The 15,407-nt window shown below is 58.7% G+C and carries 19 protein-coding genes; 6 read left to right on the top strand and 13 right to left on the bottom strand.

Annotation, left to right across the window (positions count from 1 at the left end; translation table 11 throughout):
- Positions 1-5 precede the first annotated feature (5 nt).
- Both Q6A51_RS06940 and Q6A51_RS06935 read right to left on the bottom strand, forming a co-directional pair.
- Complete coding sequence (locus Q6A51_RS06940; RefSeq protein WP_201017232.1) at positions 6-299, bottom strand: BolA family protein; 294 nt, start codon at positions 297-299, stop codon at positions 6-8.
- Positions 300-314: 15 nt separating this feature from the next.
- Positions 315-842, bottom strand: a complete 528-nt coding sequence (locus Q6A51_RS06935) for a DUF2059 domain-containing protein (RefSeq protein WP_200999944.1) — start codon at positions 840-842, stop codon at positions 315-317.
- Positions 843-1,023: 181 nt separating this feature from the next.
- Between Q6A51_RS06935 and Q6A51_RS06930 the strand changes: the two genes are divergently transcribed.
- On the top strand, positions 1,024-2,418 hold the full coding sequence (locus Q6A51_RS06930) for a class II fumarate hydratase (RefSeq protein WP_201017233.1): 1,395 nt from the start codon (positions 1,024-1,026) through the stop codon (positions 2,416-2,418).
- A complete protein-coding gene (locus Q6A51_RS06925; protein WP_304574413.1) occupies positions 2,411-3,025 on the top strand; it encodes an NAD(P)H-dependent oxidoreductase in 615 nt (204 codons plus the stop codon). The genes Q6A51_RS06930 and Q6A51_RS06925 overlap by 8 nt, the downstream gene beginning before the upstream one ends.
- 22 nt (positions 3,026-3,047) lie before the next feature.
- Here the strand turns inward: Q6A51_RS06925 and Q6A51_RS06920 are convergent, their stop codons facing one another.
- Both Q6A51_RS06920 and Q6A51_RS06915 read right to left on the bottom strand, forming a co-directional pair.
- Positions 3,048-4,004 carry a DMT family transporter gene (locus tag Q6A51_RS06920; RefSeq protein WP_201017235.1) on the bottom strand — a complete coding sequence of 319 codons (957 nt, stop codon included), beginning with the start codon at positions 4,002-4,004 and terminating at the stop codon, positions 3,048-3,050.
- A 105-nt stretch (positions 4,005-4,109) separates the two neighbouring features.
- Positions 4,110-4,706 carry a tRNA-uridine aminocarboxypropyltransferase gene (locus tag Q6A51_RS06915; RefSeq protein WP_304574412.1) on the bottom strand — a complete coding sequence of 199 codons (597 nt, stop codon included), beginning with the start codon at positions 4,704-4,706 and terminating at the stop codon, positions 4,110-4,112.
- A 180-nt stretch (positions 4,707-4,886) separates the two neighbouring features.
- Here Q6A51_RS06915 and Q6A51_RS06910 point away from each other — a divergent pair, with 180 nt between their 5' ends.
- Positions 4,887-5,144, top strand: coding sequence for a hypothetical protein (locus Q6A51_RS06910; RefSeq protein ID WP_200999949.1), 258 nt, complete (start codon positions 4,887-4,889; stop codon positions 5,142-5,144).
- A gap of 104 nt (positions 5,145-5,248) precedes the next feature.
- On the opposite strand, the gene Q6A51_RS06905 is transcribed toward Q6A51_RS06910, so the two are convergent.
- Positions 5,249-5,371 (bottom strand): PA1414 family protein, encoded by a 123-nt coding sequence (locus Q6A51_RS06905; protein ID WP_117164006.1) that lies wholly within the window; start codon positions 5,369-5,371, stop codon positions 5,249-5,251.
- A gap of 185 nt (positions 5,372-5,556) precedes the next feature.
- Positions 5,557-6,921 (bottom strand): DNA recombination protein RmuC, encoded by a 1,365-nt coding sequence (gene rmuC, locus Q6A51_RS06900; protein ID WP_304574522.1) that lies wholly within the window; start codon positions 6,919-6,921, stop codon positions 5,557-5,559.
- Positions 6,922-7,941: 1,020 nt separating this feature from the next.
- Here rmuC and Q6A51_RS06895 point away from each other — a divergent pair.
- From Q6A51_RS06895 to Q6A51_RS06885, 3 genes are all read left to right on the top strand, one after another.
- Entirely contained in the window at positions 7,942-8,166 is a 225-nt protein-coding gene (locus Q6A51_RS06895) for a hypothetical protein (RefSeq protein WP_201000272.1), read from the top strand.
- A gap of 254 nt (positions 8,167-8,420) precedes the next feature.
- Entirely contained in the window at positions 8,421-8,906 is a 486-nt protein-coding gene (locus Q6A51_RS06890) for a hypothetical protein (RefSeq protein ID WP_200999950.1), read from the top strand.
- 147 nt (positions 8,907-9,053) lie between these two features.
- Complete coding sequence (locus Q6A51_RS06885; RefSeq protein ID WP_201017237.1) at positions 9,054-10,337, top strand: OmpP1/FadL family transporter; 1,284 nt, start codon at positions 9,054-9,056, stop codon at positions 10,335-10,337.
- Between the two features lie 88 nt (positions 10,338-10,425).
- On the opposite strand, the gene Q6A51_RS06880 is transcribed toward Q6A51_RS06885, so the two are convergent.
- From Q6A51_RS06880 to cobU, 7 genes are all read right to left on the bottom strand, one after another.
- On the bottom strand, positions 10,426-10,977 hold the full coding sequence (locus Q6A51_RS06880; RefSeq protein ID WP_201017238.1) for a glutathione peroxidase: 552 nt from the start codon (positions 10,975-10,977) through the stop codon (positions 10,426-10,428).
- A gap of 57 nt (positions 10,978-11,034) precedes the next feature.
- Positions 11,035-11,157, bottom strand: a complete 123-nt coding sequence (locus Q6A51_RS06875; RefSeq protein ID WP_260417455.1) for a hypothetical protein — start codon at positions 11,155-11,157, stop codon at positions 11,035-11,037.
- On the bottom strand, positions 11,154-12,362 hold the full coding sequence (locus Q6A51_RS06870) for an MFS transporter (RefSeq protein ID WP_201017239.1): 1,209 nt from the start codon (positions 12,360-12,362) through the stop codon (positions 11,154-11,156). Before Q6A51_RS06870 ends, Q6A51_RS06875 begins: the two co-directional genes overlap by 4 nt.
- 162 nt (positions 12,363-12,524) lie before the next feature.
- Positions 12,525-13,265 (bottom strand): adenosylcobinamide-GDP ribazoletransferase, encoded by a 741-nt coding sequence (locus tag Q6A51_RS06865; protein ID WP_304574411.1) that lies wholly within the window; start codon positions 13,263-13,265, stop codon positions 12,525-12,527.
- Between the two features lies 1 nt (position 13,266).
- Positions 13,267-13,839, bottom strand: a complete 573-nt coding sequence (gene cobC, locus Q6A51_RS06860) for an alpha-ribazole phosphatase family protein (protein ID WP_304574410.1) — start codon at positions 13,837-13,839, stop codon at positions 13,267-13,269.
- Complete coding sequence (cobT, locus tag Q6A51_RS06855; RefSeq protein ID WP_304574409.1) at positions 13,836-14,888, bottom strand: nicotinate-nucleotide--dimethylbenzimidazole phosphoribosyltransferase; 1,053 nt, start codon at positions 14,886-14,888, stop codon at positions 13,836-13,838. Before cobT ends, cobC begins: the two co-directional genes overlap by 4 nt.
- Positions 14,885-15,406 carry a bifunctional adenosylcobinamide kinase/adenosylcobinamide-phosphate guanylyltransferase gene (gene cobU, locus Q6A51_RS06850; protein WP_304574408.1) on the bottom strand — a complete coding sequence of 174 codons (522 nt, stop codon included), beginning with the start codon at positions 15,404-15,406 and terminating at the stop codon, positions 14,885-14,887. Before cobU ends, cobT begins: the two co-directional genes overlap by 4 nt.
- Position 15,407 lies beyond the last annotated feature (1 nt).

Below are 15,407 nucleotides of genomic sequence, written 5' to 3'. Positions count from 1 at the left end.
CTGGATCAGTGACCGCCAGCGCAGGTCGGCGAAGCCGGCGCTGCACCGACCTTTGCCCATTCCTCAGGCGTGTAGGTATGCAGCGCCAGGGCGTGGAACTCGCCCATGAGGCTGCCCAGCGTGCCGTAGACTTTCTGATGCCGCTTGACCGAGTTCAAGCCCTGAAACTGGTCGCAGACCAGAACAGCCTTGTAATGCGTCTGCTGACCACGGCTGTGCATGTGGCTCTCGTCGAGCACTTGCAGGTGCTGCGGCTGAAGCAGCGCAAGCGCCGACTCGATTCGTTGTTGCATGGTCATGACAAAGCTCGCCTGTCAGGGTTTCTTGGGCGCAGCCGGGGCTGCGGCTTTGGCAGGCTCCAGTTCTGCGGTCATGTCGGCGAGCAGCTTGTTGACGACCGGCACGGCGCTTTCCAGCTTGCTCTGGGTCAGTTGGGCCGATTGCTGAGCCAGCTCAGGCATTTTGGTCATCACTTTCTTGCCCAGTGGCGACTGGTAGAACGCAACCAGATCCTTCAACTCGCTTTCGGTGAAGTTGGTCGTGTAGAGCTTGACCATGTCCGGCTTGATCTTGTTCCAGCCGATAGCCTGGTCGAGAGCGGTATTGGCCTTGGCCTGATAGGTTTCCAGCAGGGCTTTTTTCGATGCAGGCGCCTTGGTTTCAGCAAAGCGCTGGGCAAACATCTGCTGAACCTGCGCGTAGACCGGAGCACCCAGCCTGTCAGCGTTGGCAAGCTTGAGGAAAGTTTCGGCACTGGCGTTGTGGCTGGCGGTGTCGGCGAGAACCTGACCGCTGGCACAAACCAGGGCTACCGCGGTACAGATGGCACGAAGACGGGTCATCGAATTTCCTTAATCTGACAAACGAGGCATTACCTCAAGGCCGACCATTCTGCGCTTATGTTCGCTTTTGGCTCAACCCCCGCTTAACTGAGTGGTTAAAAACCGCCCCTGAACAGACAGCGCGGGAACCCTGCCGGACTATGGGCACCTAACCTTCACGCACCTTAAAGGAGTAAGACCAGTGAGCCGTACCGAAACAGACAGCATTGGCCCGATAGAAGTCCCTGAAGACGCTTACTGGGGTGCACAGACCCAACGGTCGCTGATCAACTTCGCCATTGGCGATCAGTCCATGCCCCTTGCCGTCCTGCATGCCCTGACCCTGATCAAGAAAGCCGCCGCCCGTGTCAACGACCGCAATGGCGACCTCCCCGCCGATATCGCCCGGCTCATCGAGCAGGCTGCCAACGAAGTGCTCGACGGTCAGCATGACGCGCAATTCCCGCTGGTGGTCTGGCAGACCGGCAGCGGCACGCAAAGCAACATGAACGTCAACGAGGTGATTGCCGGTCGGGCCAACGAACTGGCTGGTCAGGGTCGTGGCGGCAAGAGCCCGGTCCACCCCAACGATCACGTCAATCGCTCACAAAGCTCCAATGACTGCTTCCCCACAGCCATGCATATCGCGGCCGCACAAGCGATCAAGGAGCAACTGCTACCCGCCATCGCCGAACTGTCCAATGGACTTGCCGAGCAGTCGACACGGCATATCAAACTGGTGAAAACCGGTCGCACCCACATGATGGATGCCACGCCGATCACCTTCGGGCAGGAATTGTCGGGCTTCGTGGCACAACTGGATTATGCCCAGAAAGCCATCCGTGCAACCCTGCCCGCCGTCTTCGAGCTGGCGCAGGGCGGCACCGCAGTGGGCACCGGCCTGAACGCCCCCAAGGGGTTCGCCGAAGCCGTGGCAGCAGAGCTGGCGGCATTGTCAGGACTTCCGTTCGTCACCGCGCCCAACAAATTCGCGGCACTGGCAGGCCACGAACCCCTGACAGCCCTGTCCGGGGCGCTCAAGACCCTGGCCGTCGCCCTGATGAAAATTGCCAACGACCTGCGCCTGCTGGGTTCCGGCCCACGCGCCGGGCTGGCCGAAGTGCGACTGCCTGCAAATGAGCCGGGAAGCTCGATCATGCCTGGCAAGGTCAACCCGACCCAGTGCGAGGCCCTGTCGATGCTGGCCTGTCAGGTCATGGGCAACGATGTGACCATCGGTTTCGCCGCCAGTCAGGGCCATCTACAGTTGAACGTCTACAAACCGGTCATCATCCACAACCTGCTGCAATCGATCCGGCTGCTGGCCGATGGTTGCCGCAACTTCAACGAGCATTGCATCGCGGGCCTTGAGCCCGATGCCGGGAAGATGGCCGAACACCTGGAACGCGGCCTGATGCTGGTTACCGCCCTCAATCCTCATATCGGTTACGACAAATCGGCGCAGATCGCCAAGAAAGCCTATAGCGAAGGATTGACCTTGCGTGAAGCCGCCCTTGCCCTGGGCTACCTCACCGACGAGCAATTCGACGCCTGGGTGCGACCGGAAAAAATGCTGGAGGCGGGTAGCAATGGCTGACCCCAAAAGTGGTGCAACACCCTTGGAAGGCAGTGGGAAACGCATCCTGATGATTTACGGAACACCGAAGACCGTCAGTTTCTGCCATGCCCTGGGTGATGCCTACTCGCAGGGAGCACGCAGCAAAGGCCATGTGGTGAGAGCGCTCAGGCTCAGCGAACTGACGTTCGACCCGATCCTGCACAACGGCTACGAGCAGAGTCAGAACCTGGAACAAGACCTGCTCGAAGCCCAGCGCCAGATCCACTGGGCCGAACATCTGGTATTCGTCTATCCCGTTTCATGGGGTGGGCTACCGGCCTTGCTGAGTGGTTTCTTCGACCGGGTCTTCATGCCCGGTTTTGCCTTCAAGGCCCATGGTCGCCGGCATCCGTCCAACGAATTGCTCAAGGGCAAGTCTGCTGAACTGCTGGTGACCATGGACACCCCGCCCCGCTATTTCCAATGGATATACGGCGCCCCGGCCCATCGCCAGATGATCCGGACGATCCTGGCCTTTTGCGGGATCAAGACAAAACGCCTGAACGAATTCTCACCGATACGCACATCCACCGAAGAACAACGCCAGCAATGGCTTCGGCAGGCCGGGCAACTGGGTCGGGAGTAGGAAAGAATCGGGCGGCGGGATGCTACACCGCCAGCCGCTGCTTCCTGGCCTTCCAGCCTGCAATCATCGACGGCCCCAAGGCGGTCAAGGCCGAACCCAGCACCACCAGCACCGCACCGCCATACCCCAGCGCATTGATCTCTTCGGCCTGCACATAGTCCGGCCACAACCAGGCAGCCACCGCAACCGAAGCCAGCGTCACCAGCGGCGTCAGGGCCAGGGTCGCGCTGACACGTGATGCCTCCCAATGAGCCAGAGCCTCGGCAAAGGCGCCATAGGCCACCAGCGTGTTCAGGCAACAAGCCAGCAACAACCAACCCTGCAACGGGCTCAACTGCAAAGCCTCCATCGGATGCGCCCAGGGCGTTATCAACAGCGCACAGAACAGATAGATCACCATCATGACCTGCAACGAGTTCCACACTGTCAGCAATTGCTTCTGGCTCAAGCCATAGAACGTCCAGACCACCGCAGCCAGAAAGACGATCAGGACCCCGGCGGTGTAATCACTCAACGAGGTGAACAGCTCCACAAGACGCTCATTGAAGAACAGGCCAAAACCGGTCAGCAGCACAAACAGGCCAATGCCCTGCCCAAGAGTGAATCGCTCCTTGAACAGAAAGATGCTGCCGAGCAGCAACAGGATCGGGCCCGTCTGAATCATCAGTTGTGTGGTACCCGGGCTCAGCAGCCGCAACCCCACCAGATACAACACATAGTTGCCCACCAGCCCCAACACAGCCAGCAGCACCAGAACCTTGCCCTTGCGCCCCAACACCTTGAAGCTCGGCAGCCGCTTGACTGATGCCAGCCATATAAAGAGCAGGACGCCGGATACCAGCAGACGGAACCAGGTCACCGTCACTGGATCCATCGCCTGAAGCACTTGCTTGAGCTTGACGGGCAGAATGCCCCAGAGAAAAGCGGTCAACAGGGCAAGACAGAGGCCATACACCCAGCGGCCGGAGGAAATGTGCATCGGTCATTCCATGTCAGACAAAACAAAGTTGTCAGTCTAGGCACAGATTGCCGGTACTCACAGATACAGCTGGGAACACATAACGTCCCCAAGTGTTTTTGCGGCTCACTTTTCCGAGTGATTACGCTGATAAGTCTCGTCGCCCATGGCCTTGATCTGCCCTTCGATCAAGGCATCGAAAGGCTGTAGCAGCGCGCAGAAAGAATCCCCGCCCTCAAGGGTTTGCAAGGCATGGGTGATCGCTTCCAGAGTCGACAAGGCATCCGGCCCGGGCGCCTTGCGCAGGCGATAACGTGAAACCGGAGCCGAGCCCAGCGTCACTCTGGGCAGCGCGGCCAACAGCGGGTTGAGGTGCAACAGCTTTCGCGCCTTGCGCCAGGTGCCATCTGGAACCACCAACAGCGTTGGCAGATCCTGATCGGCATAGGGTGCCATCACTTGCGCATCATCGCCCGGAAACAACAGGCGGGCCTGATAACCGGGCTGGTTCAACAACACATCCAGATCCTCGAATACCTCCCCCACCACCAATCGGGCATTGACCAGCCCAAGGGTGGCCAGGCGTGCAGTATTCAAGGCATGGCTGACTTCACTGGGATGCTGCAGCACCAACACACGAGTGCGGCTGTCCAGTTGCGGAATCAAGGCGCAAAGACAATGGTTGTCTGGACGCAGACAGCACTCGCAACGGGCACGGGACATGGTTTTCTCTTCAGTTGCAGACAAGGCGCGCAGTCTAGCCGATCACCTGACTGGCCTGAACCCGCTATCGGACACCCGTCGCCCAGCACAGGCCGCCAGCAAACTTCAGCTAGCCTGAAACCGAGGGCTGGCTTATCCGAAGTTCCCGTAATCCTGACATGATTAAAATCCGGGGCTTCCATGAACCGCGAGGACATCAACCAAAGGGTGCTCGACGTTCTGGGAGTCATTCTTGTGGACAAATCTGCGCTGCGCGACGATGTGACCTTCAAGGATCTCGTTCTGGACGAGGAGGATATAGATGAGTTTTTCGGGCGCCTGGGAGAAGAGTTCGACTTCAAGTTCCCGGCCTTCATAAGGGCGCGCGCCCTCGACAAGCCCGAGCATCTATCGCTGCCCATGGTGGTGGATCTGATCGTATTGATGCGCCAGATATAGCGCCAGGAAAAAAAGACAATTGCAAGCAGATAACGGGACACGGCCTTGCGTCCCGCTCGGATTGAGCGCCAATACAGGTGACCGCGATTGCGGTCGACCAAGGCTTATCGACGTGGGCGGCGACGCTCGTCCTCGGCGCGCACAGGTACAGGTTGCAGTTTGGGCCGCTCAATCAAACCCAGTGCAACACCCAGATCATGGAGCCATTCTTGCAATTTGCTGTTCATAACGCCCCCTTGAGGGAAAAGCCAGGCAACCGGCCATGTGCCCATTGCTACTACTGATCATAGAAGCAAGTTTTCATTTAGCCGAGTGTCTCGGAAAACATTTTTCCCGATGGAATCAATGTGACATCTCTGCGCGTTTCCTTCTAGTCTTTACGACAGACGGTTTTACGCGGCTCACCCTGCCCTTACTCAGGTAAACGCAACACGCCATCTTCGTCAGTCATGGCACGTTCAAGCAGGTCTGGCGGCAGGTTTTTGCTGGCCCGCGCGCCCAACAATCTGAGCTGCTCACTGCGGCTGACCAGATTACCGCGGCCCTCCGTCAATTTGTTGCGGGCAGCGGAATACGCTTTATCAAGTTGTTGCAAGCGGTTACCGACCTCGTCCAGATCCTGAATGAACAACACGAACTTGTCGTACAGCCACCCTGCCCGCTCCGCGATTTCCCTGGCGTTCTGGCTCTGGCGCTCCTGCTTCCACAGGCTGTCGATGACCCGCAAGGTGGCAAGCAGCGTGGTCGGGCTGACAATCACGATATTACGATCGAACGCTTCCTGGAAAAGGTTGGGCTCAGCCTGCAATGCTGCTGAAAACGCCGCTTCTATGGGCACGAACAGCAAAACGAAATCCAGGCTGTGCAGCCCTTCAAGCCGCTTGTAATCCTTGCCGGACAAACCTTTGACATGATTACGCAAGGACAGCACATGCTGCTTCAAGGCAGCCTGCCCGATCACCTCATCAGCCGCCGACACATACTGCTGATAGGCCGTCAGGCTGACCTTAGCATCGACCACCACCTGCTTGTCGCCCGGCAGCATGATCAGAACATCCGGCTGGAAACGTTCACCATCAGGCCCCTTGAGACTGACCTGGGTCTGGTACTCGCGGCCTTTCTCCAGACCGGCATGCTCAAGCACCCGCTCCAGAATCAGCTCCCCCCAGTTGCCCTGGGTTTTCTGGCCCTTGAGTGCGCGGGTAAGGTTGGTCGCCTCATCGCTCAGACGCAGGTTCAACTGCTGCAGACGTTCAAGCTCCTTGCCCAGGGAAAACCGCTCGCGGGCTTCGCTCTGATAGCTTTCCTCGACGCGCTTCTCGAATGACTGAATGCGCTCCTTCAGCGGGTTGAGCAGTTGCCCAAGCTGTTGCTGACTGGTTTCAGCGAAGCGTTGCTCGCGCTCATCAAAAATCTTGCCCGCCAGCTCGGCAAACTGGGCGCGCAACTCATCACGCGAACCCTGAAGATCGTTCAGGCGCTGCTGATGGCTTTCCTGCTGTTCGCGCAACTCGGCATTCAAAGCGGCACATTGCGCATCCAGACGGCGCAGCTCGGTTTCCTTGCTGGCCCGTTCGAGGTTCCAGCCATGAGCGGCATCGCGGCCGTTATCGCACTCCTGGCGCAACAGTTCGACTTCACGGCGCACGGCAGCAAGGTCGGCCTGCCGGGCAGAATTTGCCTGGCTCAGGTCGCTGATCTCGTCGCGGCTAGCGTCCAGTTGGGCGTTAAGGCCGTCCTGCGCCATCTGCGCCATGCTCAAGCGTTCATCGAGCAACGCCGTATCGGCCTGCTGACGCGCCAGACGCCGCTGCAATTGCCAGACCCACGCCAACAAAGGCAGCGCCGCCGCACCAAGCCCCAGCAACAGGCTGTTCAGGTCCAAGGCCATAACGACTCCATACATGCCGGATCAGTGCCTTCGGCATTGTGAACAAAAGAAGATTCAGAAACGTCTCCGGGACAGAGACTGCGACTCAAGGCAGGCATGATAGGCATTGCGGGGGCAAATCGGGGGACATAACTCTACTCTCTTTTAGCGCAAGGTAAACCCTGCATATAACCGCTTCATGTGACGGGACAATCCACAGAAGCTGTGGATAACTCAGTGGACAACCCCCCTTTAACCCTCGCAAACGTAGATAGAACGGGGGCTGCGCTCAAACTGACGATTTTTTCACCAGTAAAAAAAGCGATGTTTTTCATTGACTTAATAATTCACCACAGTAAATCAAACTCTTAGGGTCGTATGTGACAGTGATGTGGCAGCTTGTGCCGCTAATGTGTACAAGTGGATTTTCACGAGACCCGTACAGACCACCCGACAAGAAAAAATATTTACAGATACCCCTTTCATTACTCTGGATATTGCATTAGTATCCGCGCCGTTAGTACCAAGCTGAAAATCAATTCCGGTCGATAAGTCCCCCGACAAGCGCTACTCCATATGGAAGCGGTGTCGACAACAAGGGATCGACCACCTCGATGGTTTCCAGGCATGTCCTGCGCAACATTGGCCCACAAGGGCAAAGCGTAATCATGGCCTGCACTGACCAGCCTGCAATTGATCAGGATCTTCACCCGAGCGTCGAACCTTTGCTCGTGTTGTGTTGCCTGCCCTCCTAAGTACCTACCTGTCAGCCAGGGCGCCATACGATAAAGCGCGCTTCAACTGACTGCCTTGTTCCAGTCAGGTTCTTCGCCCGGCCCGCTTCGACACTCAAGCCAGCCCGCGTTTACTGGAGCCTTTATTGATGCACGGTATTGTTCCGTGTCGTTTCAGGAAACACTTTCAATGATGACTACTCATATCCAGACCCAGGATGCCATCCGCACCCTCACCCACGCTTTCGCTCCAATGGACTGCCTTATCATGGCCGCCCGCAAAGGCTCCTTCAGCTTTACCATCGTCAATGAACACGGTATTGCCCGCCATAGCGAACGCCTCTACCCCGATCAGTACTCCAGCGCCGCGCCGCTGCAGGCTGTGATAGAACGCACCCGCCAGGCCCTGACCGCCTGAAGCCTCTGGCTACCCTCAAAAGCCCCGCCCTCAAAAGCGGGGCTTTTTAATATCTGCCGGACCAAGCTAATCGCCAACCGATCTATAGGGTCGGGGCGTAAAACCTAAAACGATGTAAAACATAATTTTACATTCCAAATATGAGACTACACTTCAACTCAAGCGGCCTCTGGCTGCTTCCAACGGGCCCGATCCGATTCACCGCTGCCACGCATTAGGGTCCGTTGGCCATTACCTTGCGAGCTGACTGTCTTATGGGTATTGCAGCCATAGAATTATGCCGTCATGTAATCCGCCCGACCCTGATCTACCTGGATCGCCAGAACGCCTGCGCCGAATCCCTGCTTCTGGGCATAGCGGCAAGCCAGTCATCCCTAGGCGATGCGCTGGACAGCAGACGCGGCCACGGCCTGTACCGCATCCCGGAACTACGGCACCGACAGCTTTGGGACAATTACCTGGCACAAGACCCGGACCTCGCCAGCCGCGTGCGCGGCCTTGCCAGCCAGCATGCCTTCCTGAGCGGGCCGCATCTGGAACTGACCGTCAACCTGCGCTACTCCACCGCCATTGCCTGGATGATGATCGAAGCCCAGACCGTCACCTTGCCCACCGAAGACGATGCATTGGCCATGGCCAGAATCTGGCGACAGATATTTCAACCGCAAGGACGATTACGAGACTTTGTAACCGCTTGGCACTCTTGCGTAGCACCTATTTATTTATCGCAACAAGCATGATTGCCAAAAAACAAAGTTCTGGAAAATTCCTGCAATATTATCGGATTGTCCTACAAAAATAGCTCTAAATCGGGCTCTTCAGCCCACTAGCGCGTTCTTGAAAATGTTGGTAATTTCCGCCCCGTGATCAACAAAGGAGTTCTAATAATGAGAATAACGACAAAAGCAATTCACAGGACAACACTTGGTCTAGCCATTGGCCTGGCATCTTCCCAACTATTCGCTTCTGGCTTTGCAATCAACGAACAAAGTATCAGTGCCATGGGTACCGGTTTTGCCGGACGCTCCTCCTCCGCAGAGGACGCCAGTACCGTATTCGGCAACCCGGCCGGCATGTCCCGTCTCAAGCGCGAACAAGTCAGCGTTGGCGCGGCGGCAATCATCGCCAAGACCGATATCAGCAATGCCCGCAGCACTTTCACCGGCAGCAATGACGGCGACATGGTGCCGGTCGTTGGCGTGCCCATGGGTTACTACGTCAAACCACTCGACGATCAATGGGCCGTCGGCCTGGGTGTCTATGTGCCGTTTGGCCTGGTCACCGACTATGAAAACGGTTTCGCGGGCCGCTACTGGGCCGACAAGAGCCACGTACAGGTCGTCACCTTCCAGCCGACTGTCAGCTACGCCTTCAACGATCGGGTTTCCATCGGTTTCGGCCCGACCATCAACCGCATCGAAGGCGAACTGACCTCTTCGACCGTCAACGCCGCTTCTCAGGGCACAAACGACGGCAAGGTCAAGATCAAGGGTGACGATGTCGCTCTGGGTTTCAACGTCGGCATCCTGGTCCAGGCCACAGACACCACTCGCCTGGGCCTGACTTACCACTCCAAGGTCGACTACAAGCTCGAAGGCAAGACCAAGATCGAAGGTAGCAGCTTCAGTATCTTCAACGGCCAGAAGTACGACGCCTCGCTGGATATCAGCACACCTGAGTCGGTGGATTTCTCCATCACCCAGCAACTGGATGAAAACTGGACCGTCTATGCAGGCAGCACCTGGACACGCTGGAGCCGCCTGAAAGACATCACCGTCAACAACAGCGGTGTTCAAGCAGTTCTGGGTGGTGCCAACGGTCCTATCGGACGCATTTCCGAAGAACAGGACTGGCATGACACCTGGGCCCATGCCATCGGCGCTTCGTACAAGGTCAATAAAGAGTGGACCTTGCGCACCGGCTACTCCGTCGACCAGTCGCCTACCAACAACGAGCACCGCTCTCCACGCATTCCGACCGGTGATCGTCAGATCATCAGCTTCGGCGCTGGCTGGACCCCGAGCGACGCGATCACCATTGATGTCGCCTATTCCTACCTGTGGGAAGACGAAGCCAAGATCCGCAACTCCAGTGCCACCAAAGGCACCTACAACGCTGACTACAAGAACAGCGCCCACGGTATCGGTACTTCGCTGACCTATCGCTTCTGATGACACCCGACCGAAGCAGGCTGAAAAGCCTGTTCCGGCCACGAAAAAGCCCGCGACCATCACTGGTCGCGGGCTTTTTCGTATCAGGTCATGGCTTTGAAGCGATAGCCTTCTCGATGGCTGCAATCAGCTCCGGGTCGTCGGGCTTGGTCATGCTGGAGAAATTGGCGACCACCTTGCCCTGGCGGTCCACCACATATTTATAGAAGTTCCAGCGCGGCGCACTGCTCTGCTCGGCCAGCACCTTGAACAGATGCGTTGCATCATCACCCCTGACCGGCTGCGGCTCGGTCATGGTGAAGGTCACGCCGTAATTGACGTAGCAGACCTTGGCGGTTTCCTCTCCGTCCTTGGACTCCTGTTTGAAGTCATTGGACGGAACACCGAGCACTTCCAGCCCTTGGGCCTTGTAGCGCTGACTCAACTCCTCAAGCCCCTTGAACTGTGGGGCAAAACCGCAAAAGCTGGCGGTATTGACCACCACCAGAGGTTTGCCGGCAAAGCGCTTGCAAAGGTCGATGTTTTCCTTGGCACGCAGCTTGGGCAACTCGCCCTGCAGCAATGGCGGGCAATCGGCAGCCATCGCAGCACCGCTCATGGCGAACAGCAGAACAGGGACAGAAATCCAGCGTATTTTCATCAAGGCATCCCTACATTATTGTCTGGAGAGACACGCTACTCCTTGAAGAGCCTGCACTCAACAGGCACCCAGCCCCAACTGCAAGGCCGCCAGCCCGACCTGTTGCCAGGCCCACCAGAGCAACGCCAACACCACGGTGCCGCTCAGCACCGCAGCCAGCACAGGCCATGACAGATTCACGCCACGCTACCCTGAGGTTGTAACCGAGCCACCGGCCGCTCACGCACGGGCCAGTTCAAGGCCGCCGCCATCAGGCTGAGCAGAATGGACACCTGCCAGATCAAATCGTAACTCCCGGTATGGTCATACACGAGCCCGCCCAGCCAGCCACCCAGGAAGGAGCCCAACTGGTGGAACAGGAAAACAATACCACCAAGCATCGACAGATTGCGCACACCGAACAGCGTCGCCACCGTACCGTTGGTCAGCGGCACAGTCGACAGCCACAACAAGCCCATTGCTATACCAAACAGATAGGCCGTCGTTTCACTCAGCGGAACCCACAGGAACAGCACGATCACCACTGCGCGCAGCAGATAGAGCGCAGTCAGCAAACGCGGTTTGGACATGCGTCCACCCAGCCAGCCTGCCGTGTAAGTGCCGAAGATATTGAACAGCCCGATCAAGGCCAGCACCGTGGTCCCGACCTTGGCCGGCAAATGTTGATCGACCAGATAAGCAGGCAAGTGAATGCCGATGAACACGACCTGGAAACCACAGACGAAAAAGCCCAGGGCCAGCAACCAGAAACCCGAATGGGAACAGGCCTCGCGCAATGCTTCACCCAAGGTCAACTCACTGCCAGCCGAAGCCGCCGGGCTGTCCTTGAGCATGCTCACCAGCGGCAGAATCAAGGCAACCATCAAACCCAGCACCAGCAAGGTACTGGACCATCCCAGCCAGCTCAGAAGCCCCAAAGTCCCCGGCAGCATGGCGAACTGGCCGAACGAACCGGCAGCACTGGCTATCCCCATCCCCATGCTGCGCTTCTCGGGTGGCAAGGCGCGGCCTACGACACCCAGAATGACCGAGAAAGACGTCCCGGACAGGCCAATCCCGATCAAGATACCGGCACTCAGGGAAAGGCTCGCAGGCGAATCTGCCATGCTCATGCAGATCAGGCCCGAGGCATAAAGCACGCCGCCGATAAACACCACCTTCGCCGCACCGAACCGATCCGCCAAGGCACCGGCAAACGGCTGCGCCAGTCCCCACATGAGGTTCTGCAGGGCAATGGCAAAGGCAAAGACTTCCCGTCCCCACCCGAACTCGGCACTCATGGGCGCCAGAAACAACCCGAAACCATGCCGGGTCCCCAGGGACAGCGCGAGAATCAACGCACTGCCCAACAGAATCCAACCGCTGGTACGCCAGACCGATGTCATTGTTTTTATGCTCCCCAAGGCTCGACGGACACTATTTACGTGGATATACCCGCAAATAATCACAACGCGAAATTACGCCTCGCGGGATGGCTGTGTCAATAGATTACAGGTGTCATCTTTCGCGAATGAATTCGCTCCTACACGGCACCGGCAGGAGCGAATTCATTCGCGAAAGACCAACACAACCGCCAACAAAACCAACACCTCCAACAACTCCAGCAAGGCACCCGCGGTATCACCGGTCGTCCCGCCCAGCCGGCGCAGCATCAACTGGCGCAGCCAGAAGAAACCCGCAGTTGCCACAACCACAGCAATCAATCCGGCCCAGCCACCCAGTAACACACAAGCGCCCGCACTGATCAGCAAGACCCACTGCCCGGTGCGCTTTGGCAGATGATCGGCCAGCGCCTGCCCAAGACCGCCCGCCCGAACATAAGGAGTGCCGAGAAACAGCCCAAGCATGGCGCTGCGCCCGATCAGCGGAGCCAACAGCAAGGCGATGCTGTTTTGGTTTTCGATCAAGGCCAGAATGGCGGTGAACTTGAGCAGCAGGACCAGCACCAGTGTCACCACGGCAACAGGCCCGCTGCGCGGGTCTTTCATGATGCTCAGGGTTCGTTCACGGTCGCCAAAGCCGCCCAGCCAGGCGTCGGCGCTGTCTGCCAGGCCGTCCAGATGCAAGCCACCACTTAGCAACACCCAAGCCGTCAGCAGCAACGCGGCATGCAGCATCAGTGGCGCGCCGTCGAGCACGACGTTCAGCATCATCAACAGCACACCGAACAGCACGCCCACCAGCGGGTAGAACAACAGCGAGCGTCCCAGCTCCTGAGGCTGCGGCATACCCGGCAGCCGAATCGGCAAGCTGCTGAGAAATTGCAGGGCGATCCAGAACGGCAGCATCTCAGTTCTCCGTCAACACGCCGCCAGCGGCAACCTTGATGGACAGCAGCGCGCCGTGACCGACCACGACCTGCAACAACTGCTCGCGAGGCAAGCCCCGCGCCTGAGCCAGCAAAAGGCGCATCACCCCGCCGTGGCTGACCAGCAACACTCGCTCACCGGCATGGCGCTGCTGCAAAGCCTGAACCGCGCCCAACACCCGCTCCGAGAAGTCCACAACCCGCTCGCCATTGGGCGGTGTGAAAGCGTAAGGATCTTCCCAGAACAACCCCAGCCCTTCGGCGTCGGTTTCCATCAGTTGCGCGGCACTGTGCCCTTCCCAGTCGCCGAAATGCAGCTCTTGCAAGCCCGGCTCAAGATGCAGCGGCAACGCCAGTTTGTCCGCAAGCTCTTCGGAAAAACGCGCACAGCGCTGCAAGGGCGAGCTGTAAATCCGATCCCACGGGCCTGCTTGTGCAACGGCCTCGCGCATCTGCTGCCAGCCCGTCGCAGTCAGGGCGTCGTCCAGGCTGCCGCGCAGGCCGCCACCCAGTTCGGTTTCACCGTGACGCAACAGGTCCAGATGCAATGTCATGCCGGACGATCCGCCACAGCTGCTTCGGCGAAAGTCGCCATGCCGTTGTGCAGTTCACAGGCCAGCCGCACCAGCGGCACCGCCAAGGCTGCGCCGCTGCCTTCACCCAGGCGCAGGCCCAGGTCCAGTAAAGGCTCAGCCTGCAAAGCCTCCAGCAAATGACGATGCCCAGGTTCCGCGCCACGATGACCAAACAGCAGCCAGTCGCGGCAGGACGGATTCAGACGCACAGCGACCAGCGCCGCAACGCTGCAAATGAAACCATCCACCAGCACCGCGATGCCTTCCTGCGCACAGGCCAGATAAGCACCTGCCAGCGCGGCAATCTCGAAACCACCCAGGCAGAACAGGCTTTGCAACGGATCGCCCGCCTGCTCGGCATGCAGGACCAGAGCACGCTCGATGACCTCGCTCTTGTGCCGCACGCCCTCGGCGTTCAGGCCAGTACCAGGGCCGACCAGCAATTGCGCCGCGCACTCCAGCAACGAACAGGCGACAGCACTGGCCGCTGTGGTGTTGCCGATCCCCATTTCGCCGCCGATGAACAGCTCGGAACCCGCGGCCTTGGCCCGCAACACACTGTCGCGCCCGGCCTGCATGGCCGCCAGCCCCTGCTCGACCGTCATGGCCGGGCCATGGGCAAAATTGGCGGTGCCTGCGCCAATGCGCAAATGCCGCACACCGGGGAAATCCACAGGCGATACGGTGCCCAGATCAACCACGTCCAGTTGCGCCGACAACTGCTTGGCCAGCACGCTGATCGCAGCGCCGCCGTTGACGAAGTTATGCAGCATCTGCCCGGTCACTTCCTGCGGATAAGCCGAAACGCCTTCCGCCACGACTCCGTGATCACCGGCAAAAATCGCAATCCACACCTGATCGGCCTTGGGTTTGACTCGCCCTTGCAAGCCTGCTAGCTGAACCGCCAGCCGCTCCAGTTGCGCCAGCGAACCGGCCGGCTTGGTCAGTTGCTGCTGACGAGCCAGAGCGGCTTCACGCATCGGCACATCGATGGCCTGAGCGGGCTTGAGCCACCAGGAATTACTCATAATGCGGTTCCTTTCAAAGTCAGAGGCAAGCCGGCAACGGTCAGCACCACACGCTGACAACGCTCGGCAATGGCCTGATGCAACAGCCCGGCTTCGTCGACATAGCGGCGGGTCAGTTCACCCAGCGGCACGACGCCCAGCCCGGTTTCGTTGCTGACAAAAATGATTTCGCCCGGCAGTTCGCCCAGGCACTCCAGCAGCGCATCGCGCTCCTGAACCAGACGCTCGGGATTATCGAGCATCAGCAGATTGGTCAGCCACAGCGTCAGGCAGTCCACCAGCAGGCAGTGCCCGGTTGCGGCGTTTTCGCGCAGGACACGGGCCAGAGCCAGTGGCTCTTCGACCAGCCCCCAACTGTCGGGGCGACGCTGACGATGACTGATCACGCGCTGACTCATCTCGCCGTCCAGCGGCTGGCTGGTGGCGATATAAATGACGCTCAGTTCCGATTCCGCCGCCAGTTTTTCAGCCAGGCGACTCTTGCCCGAACGGGCACCACCCAGGATCAATTGCAGCATT

The sequence above is a fragment of the Pseudomonas serbiensis genome, from assembly GCF_030580745.1.
GTDB lineage: Bacteria > Pseudomonadota > Gammaproteobacteria > Pseudomonadales > Pseudomonadaceae > Aquipseudomonas > Aquipseudomonas serbiensis.
This window is presented reverse-complemented; position numbering and strand designations above follow the sequence as displayed.

What these genes read in the sequence shown, in the direction of transcription:
- Q6A51_RS06940 (WP_201017232.1), bottom strand. Translation starts at nt 299, where the DNA reads ATGACCATGCAACAACGAATCGAGTCGGCGCTTGCGCTGCTTCAGCCG.
- Q6A51_RS06935 (WP_200999944.1), bottom strand. Translation starts at nt 842, where the DNA reads ATGACCCGTCTTCGTGCCATCTGTACCGCGGTAGCCCTGGTTTGTGCC.
- Q6A51_RS06925 (WP_304574413.1), top strand. Translation starts at nt 2,411, where the DNA reads ATGGCTGACCCCAAAAGTGGTGCAACACCCTTGGAAGGCAGTGGGAAA.
- Q6A51_RS06920 (WP_201017235.1), bottom strand. Translation starts at nt 4,004, where the DNA reads ATGCACATTTCCTCCGGCCGCTGGGTGTATGGCCTCTGTCTTGCCCTG.
- Q6A51_RS06915 (WP_304574412.1), bottom strand. Translation starts at nt 4,706, where the DNA reads ATGTCCCGTGCCCGTTGCGAGTGCTGTCTGCGTCCAGACAACCATTGT.
- Q6A51_RS06910 (WP_200999949.1), top strand. Translation starts at nt 4,887, where the DNA reads ATGAACCGCGAGGACATCAACCAAAGGGTGCTCGACGTTCTGGGAGTC.
- Q6A51_RS06905 (WP_117164006.1), bottom strand. Translation starts at nt 5,371, where the DNA reads ATGAACAGCAAATTGCAAGAATGGCTCCATGATCTGGGTGTTGCACTG.
- Q6A51_RS06895 (WP_201000272.1), top strand. Translation starts at nt 7,942, where the DNA reads ATGACTACTCATATCCAGACCCAGGATGCCATCCGCACCCTCACCCAC.
- Q6A51_RS06890 (WP_200999950.1), top strand. Translation starts at nt 8,421, where the DNA reads ATGGGTATTGCAGCCATAGAATTATGCCGTCATGTAATCCGCCCGACC.
- Q6A51_RS06885 (WP_201017237.1), top strand. Translation starts at nt 9,054, where the DNA reads ATGAGAATAACGACAAAAGCAATTCACAGGACAACACTTGGTCTAGCC.
- Q6A51_RS06880 (WP_201017238.1), bottom strand. Translation starts at nt 10,977, where the DNA reads ATGAAAATACGCTGGATTTCTGTCCCTGTTCTGCTGTTCGCCATGAGC.
- Q6A51_RS06870 (WP_201017239.1), bottom strand. Translation starts at nt 12,362, where the DNA reads ATGACATCGGTCTGGCGTACCAGCGGTTGGATTCTGTTGGGCAGTGCG.
- Q6A51_RS06865 (WP_304574411.1), bottom strand. Translation starts at nt 13,265, where the DNA reads ATGCTGCCGTTCTGGATCGCCCTGCAATTTCTCAGCAGCTTGCCGATT.
- cobC (WP_304574410.1), bottom strand. Translation starts at nt 13,839, where the DNA reads ATGACATTGCATCTGGACCTGTTGCGTCACGGTGAAACCGAACTGGGT.
- cobT (WP_304574409.1), bottom strand. Translation starts at nt 14,888, where the DNA reads ATGAGTAATTCCTGGTGGCTCAAGCCCGCTCAGGCCATCGATGTGCCG.
- cobU (WP_304574408.1), bottom strand. Translation starts at nt 15,406, where the DNA reads ATGCTGCAATTGATCCTGGGTGGTGCCCGTTCGGGCAAGAGTCGCCTG.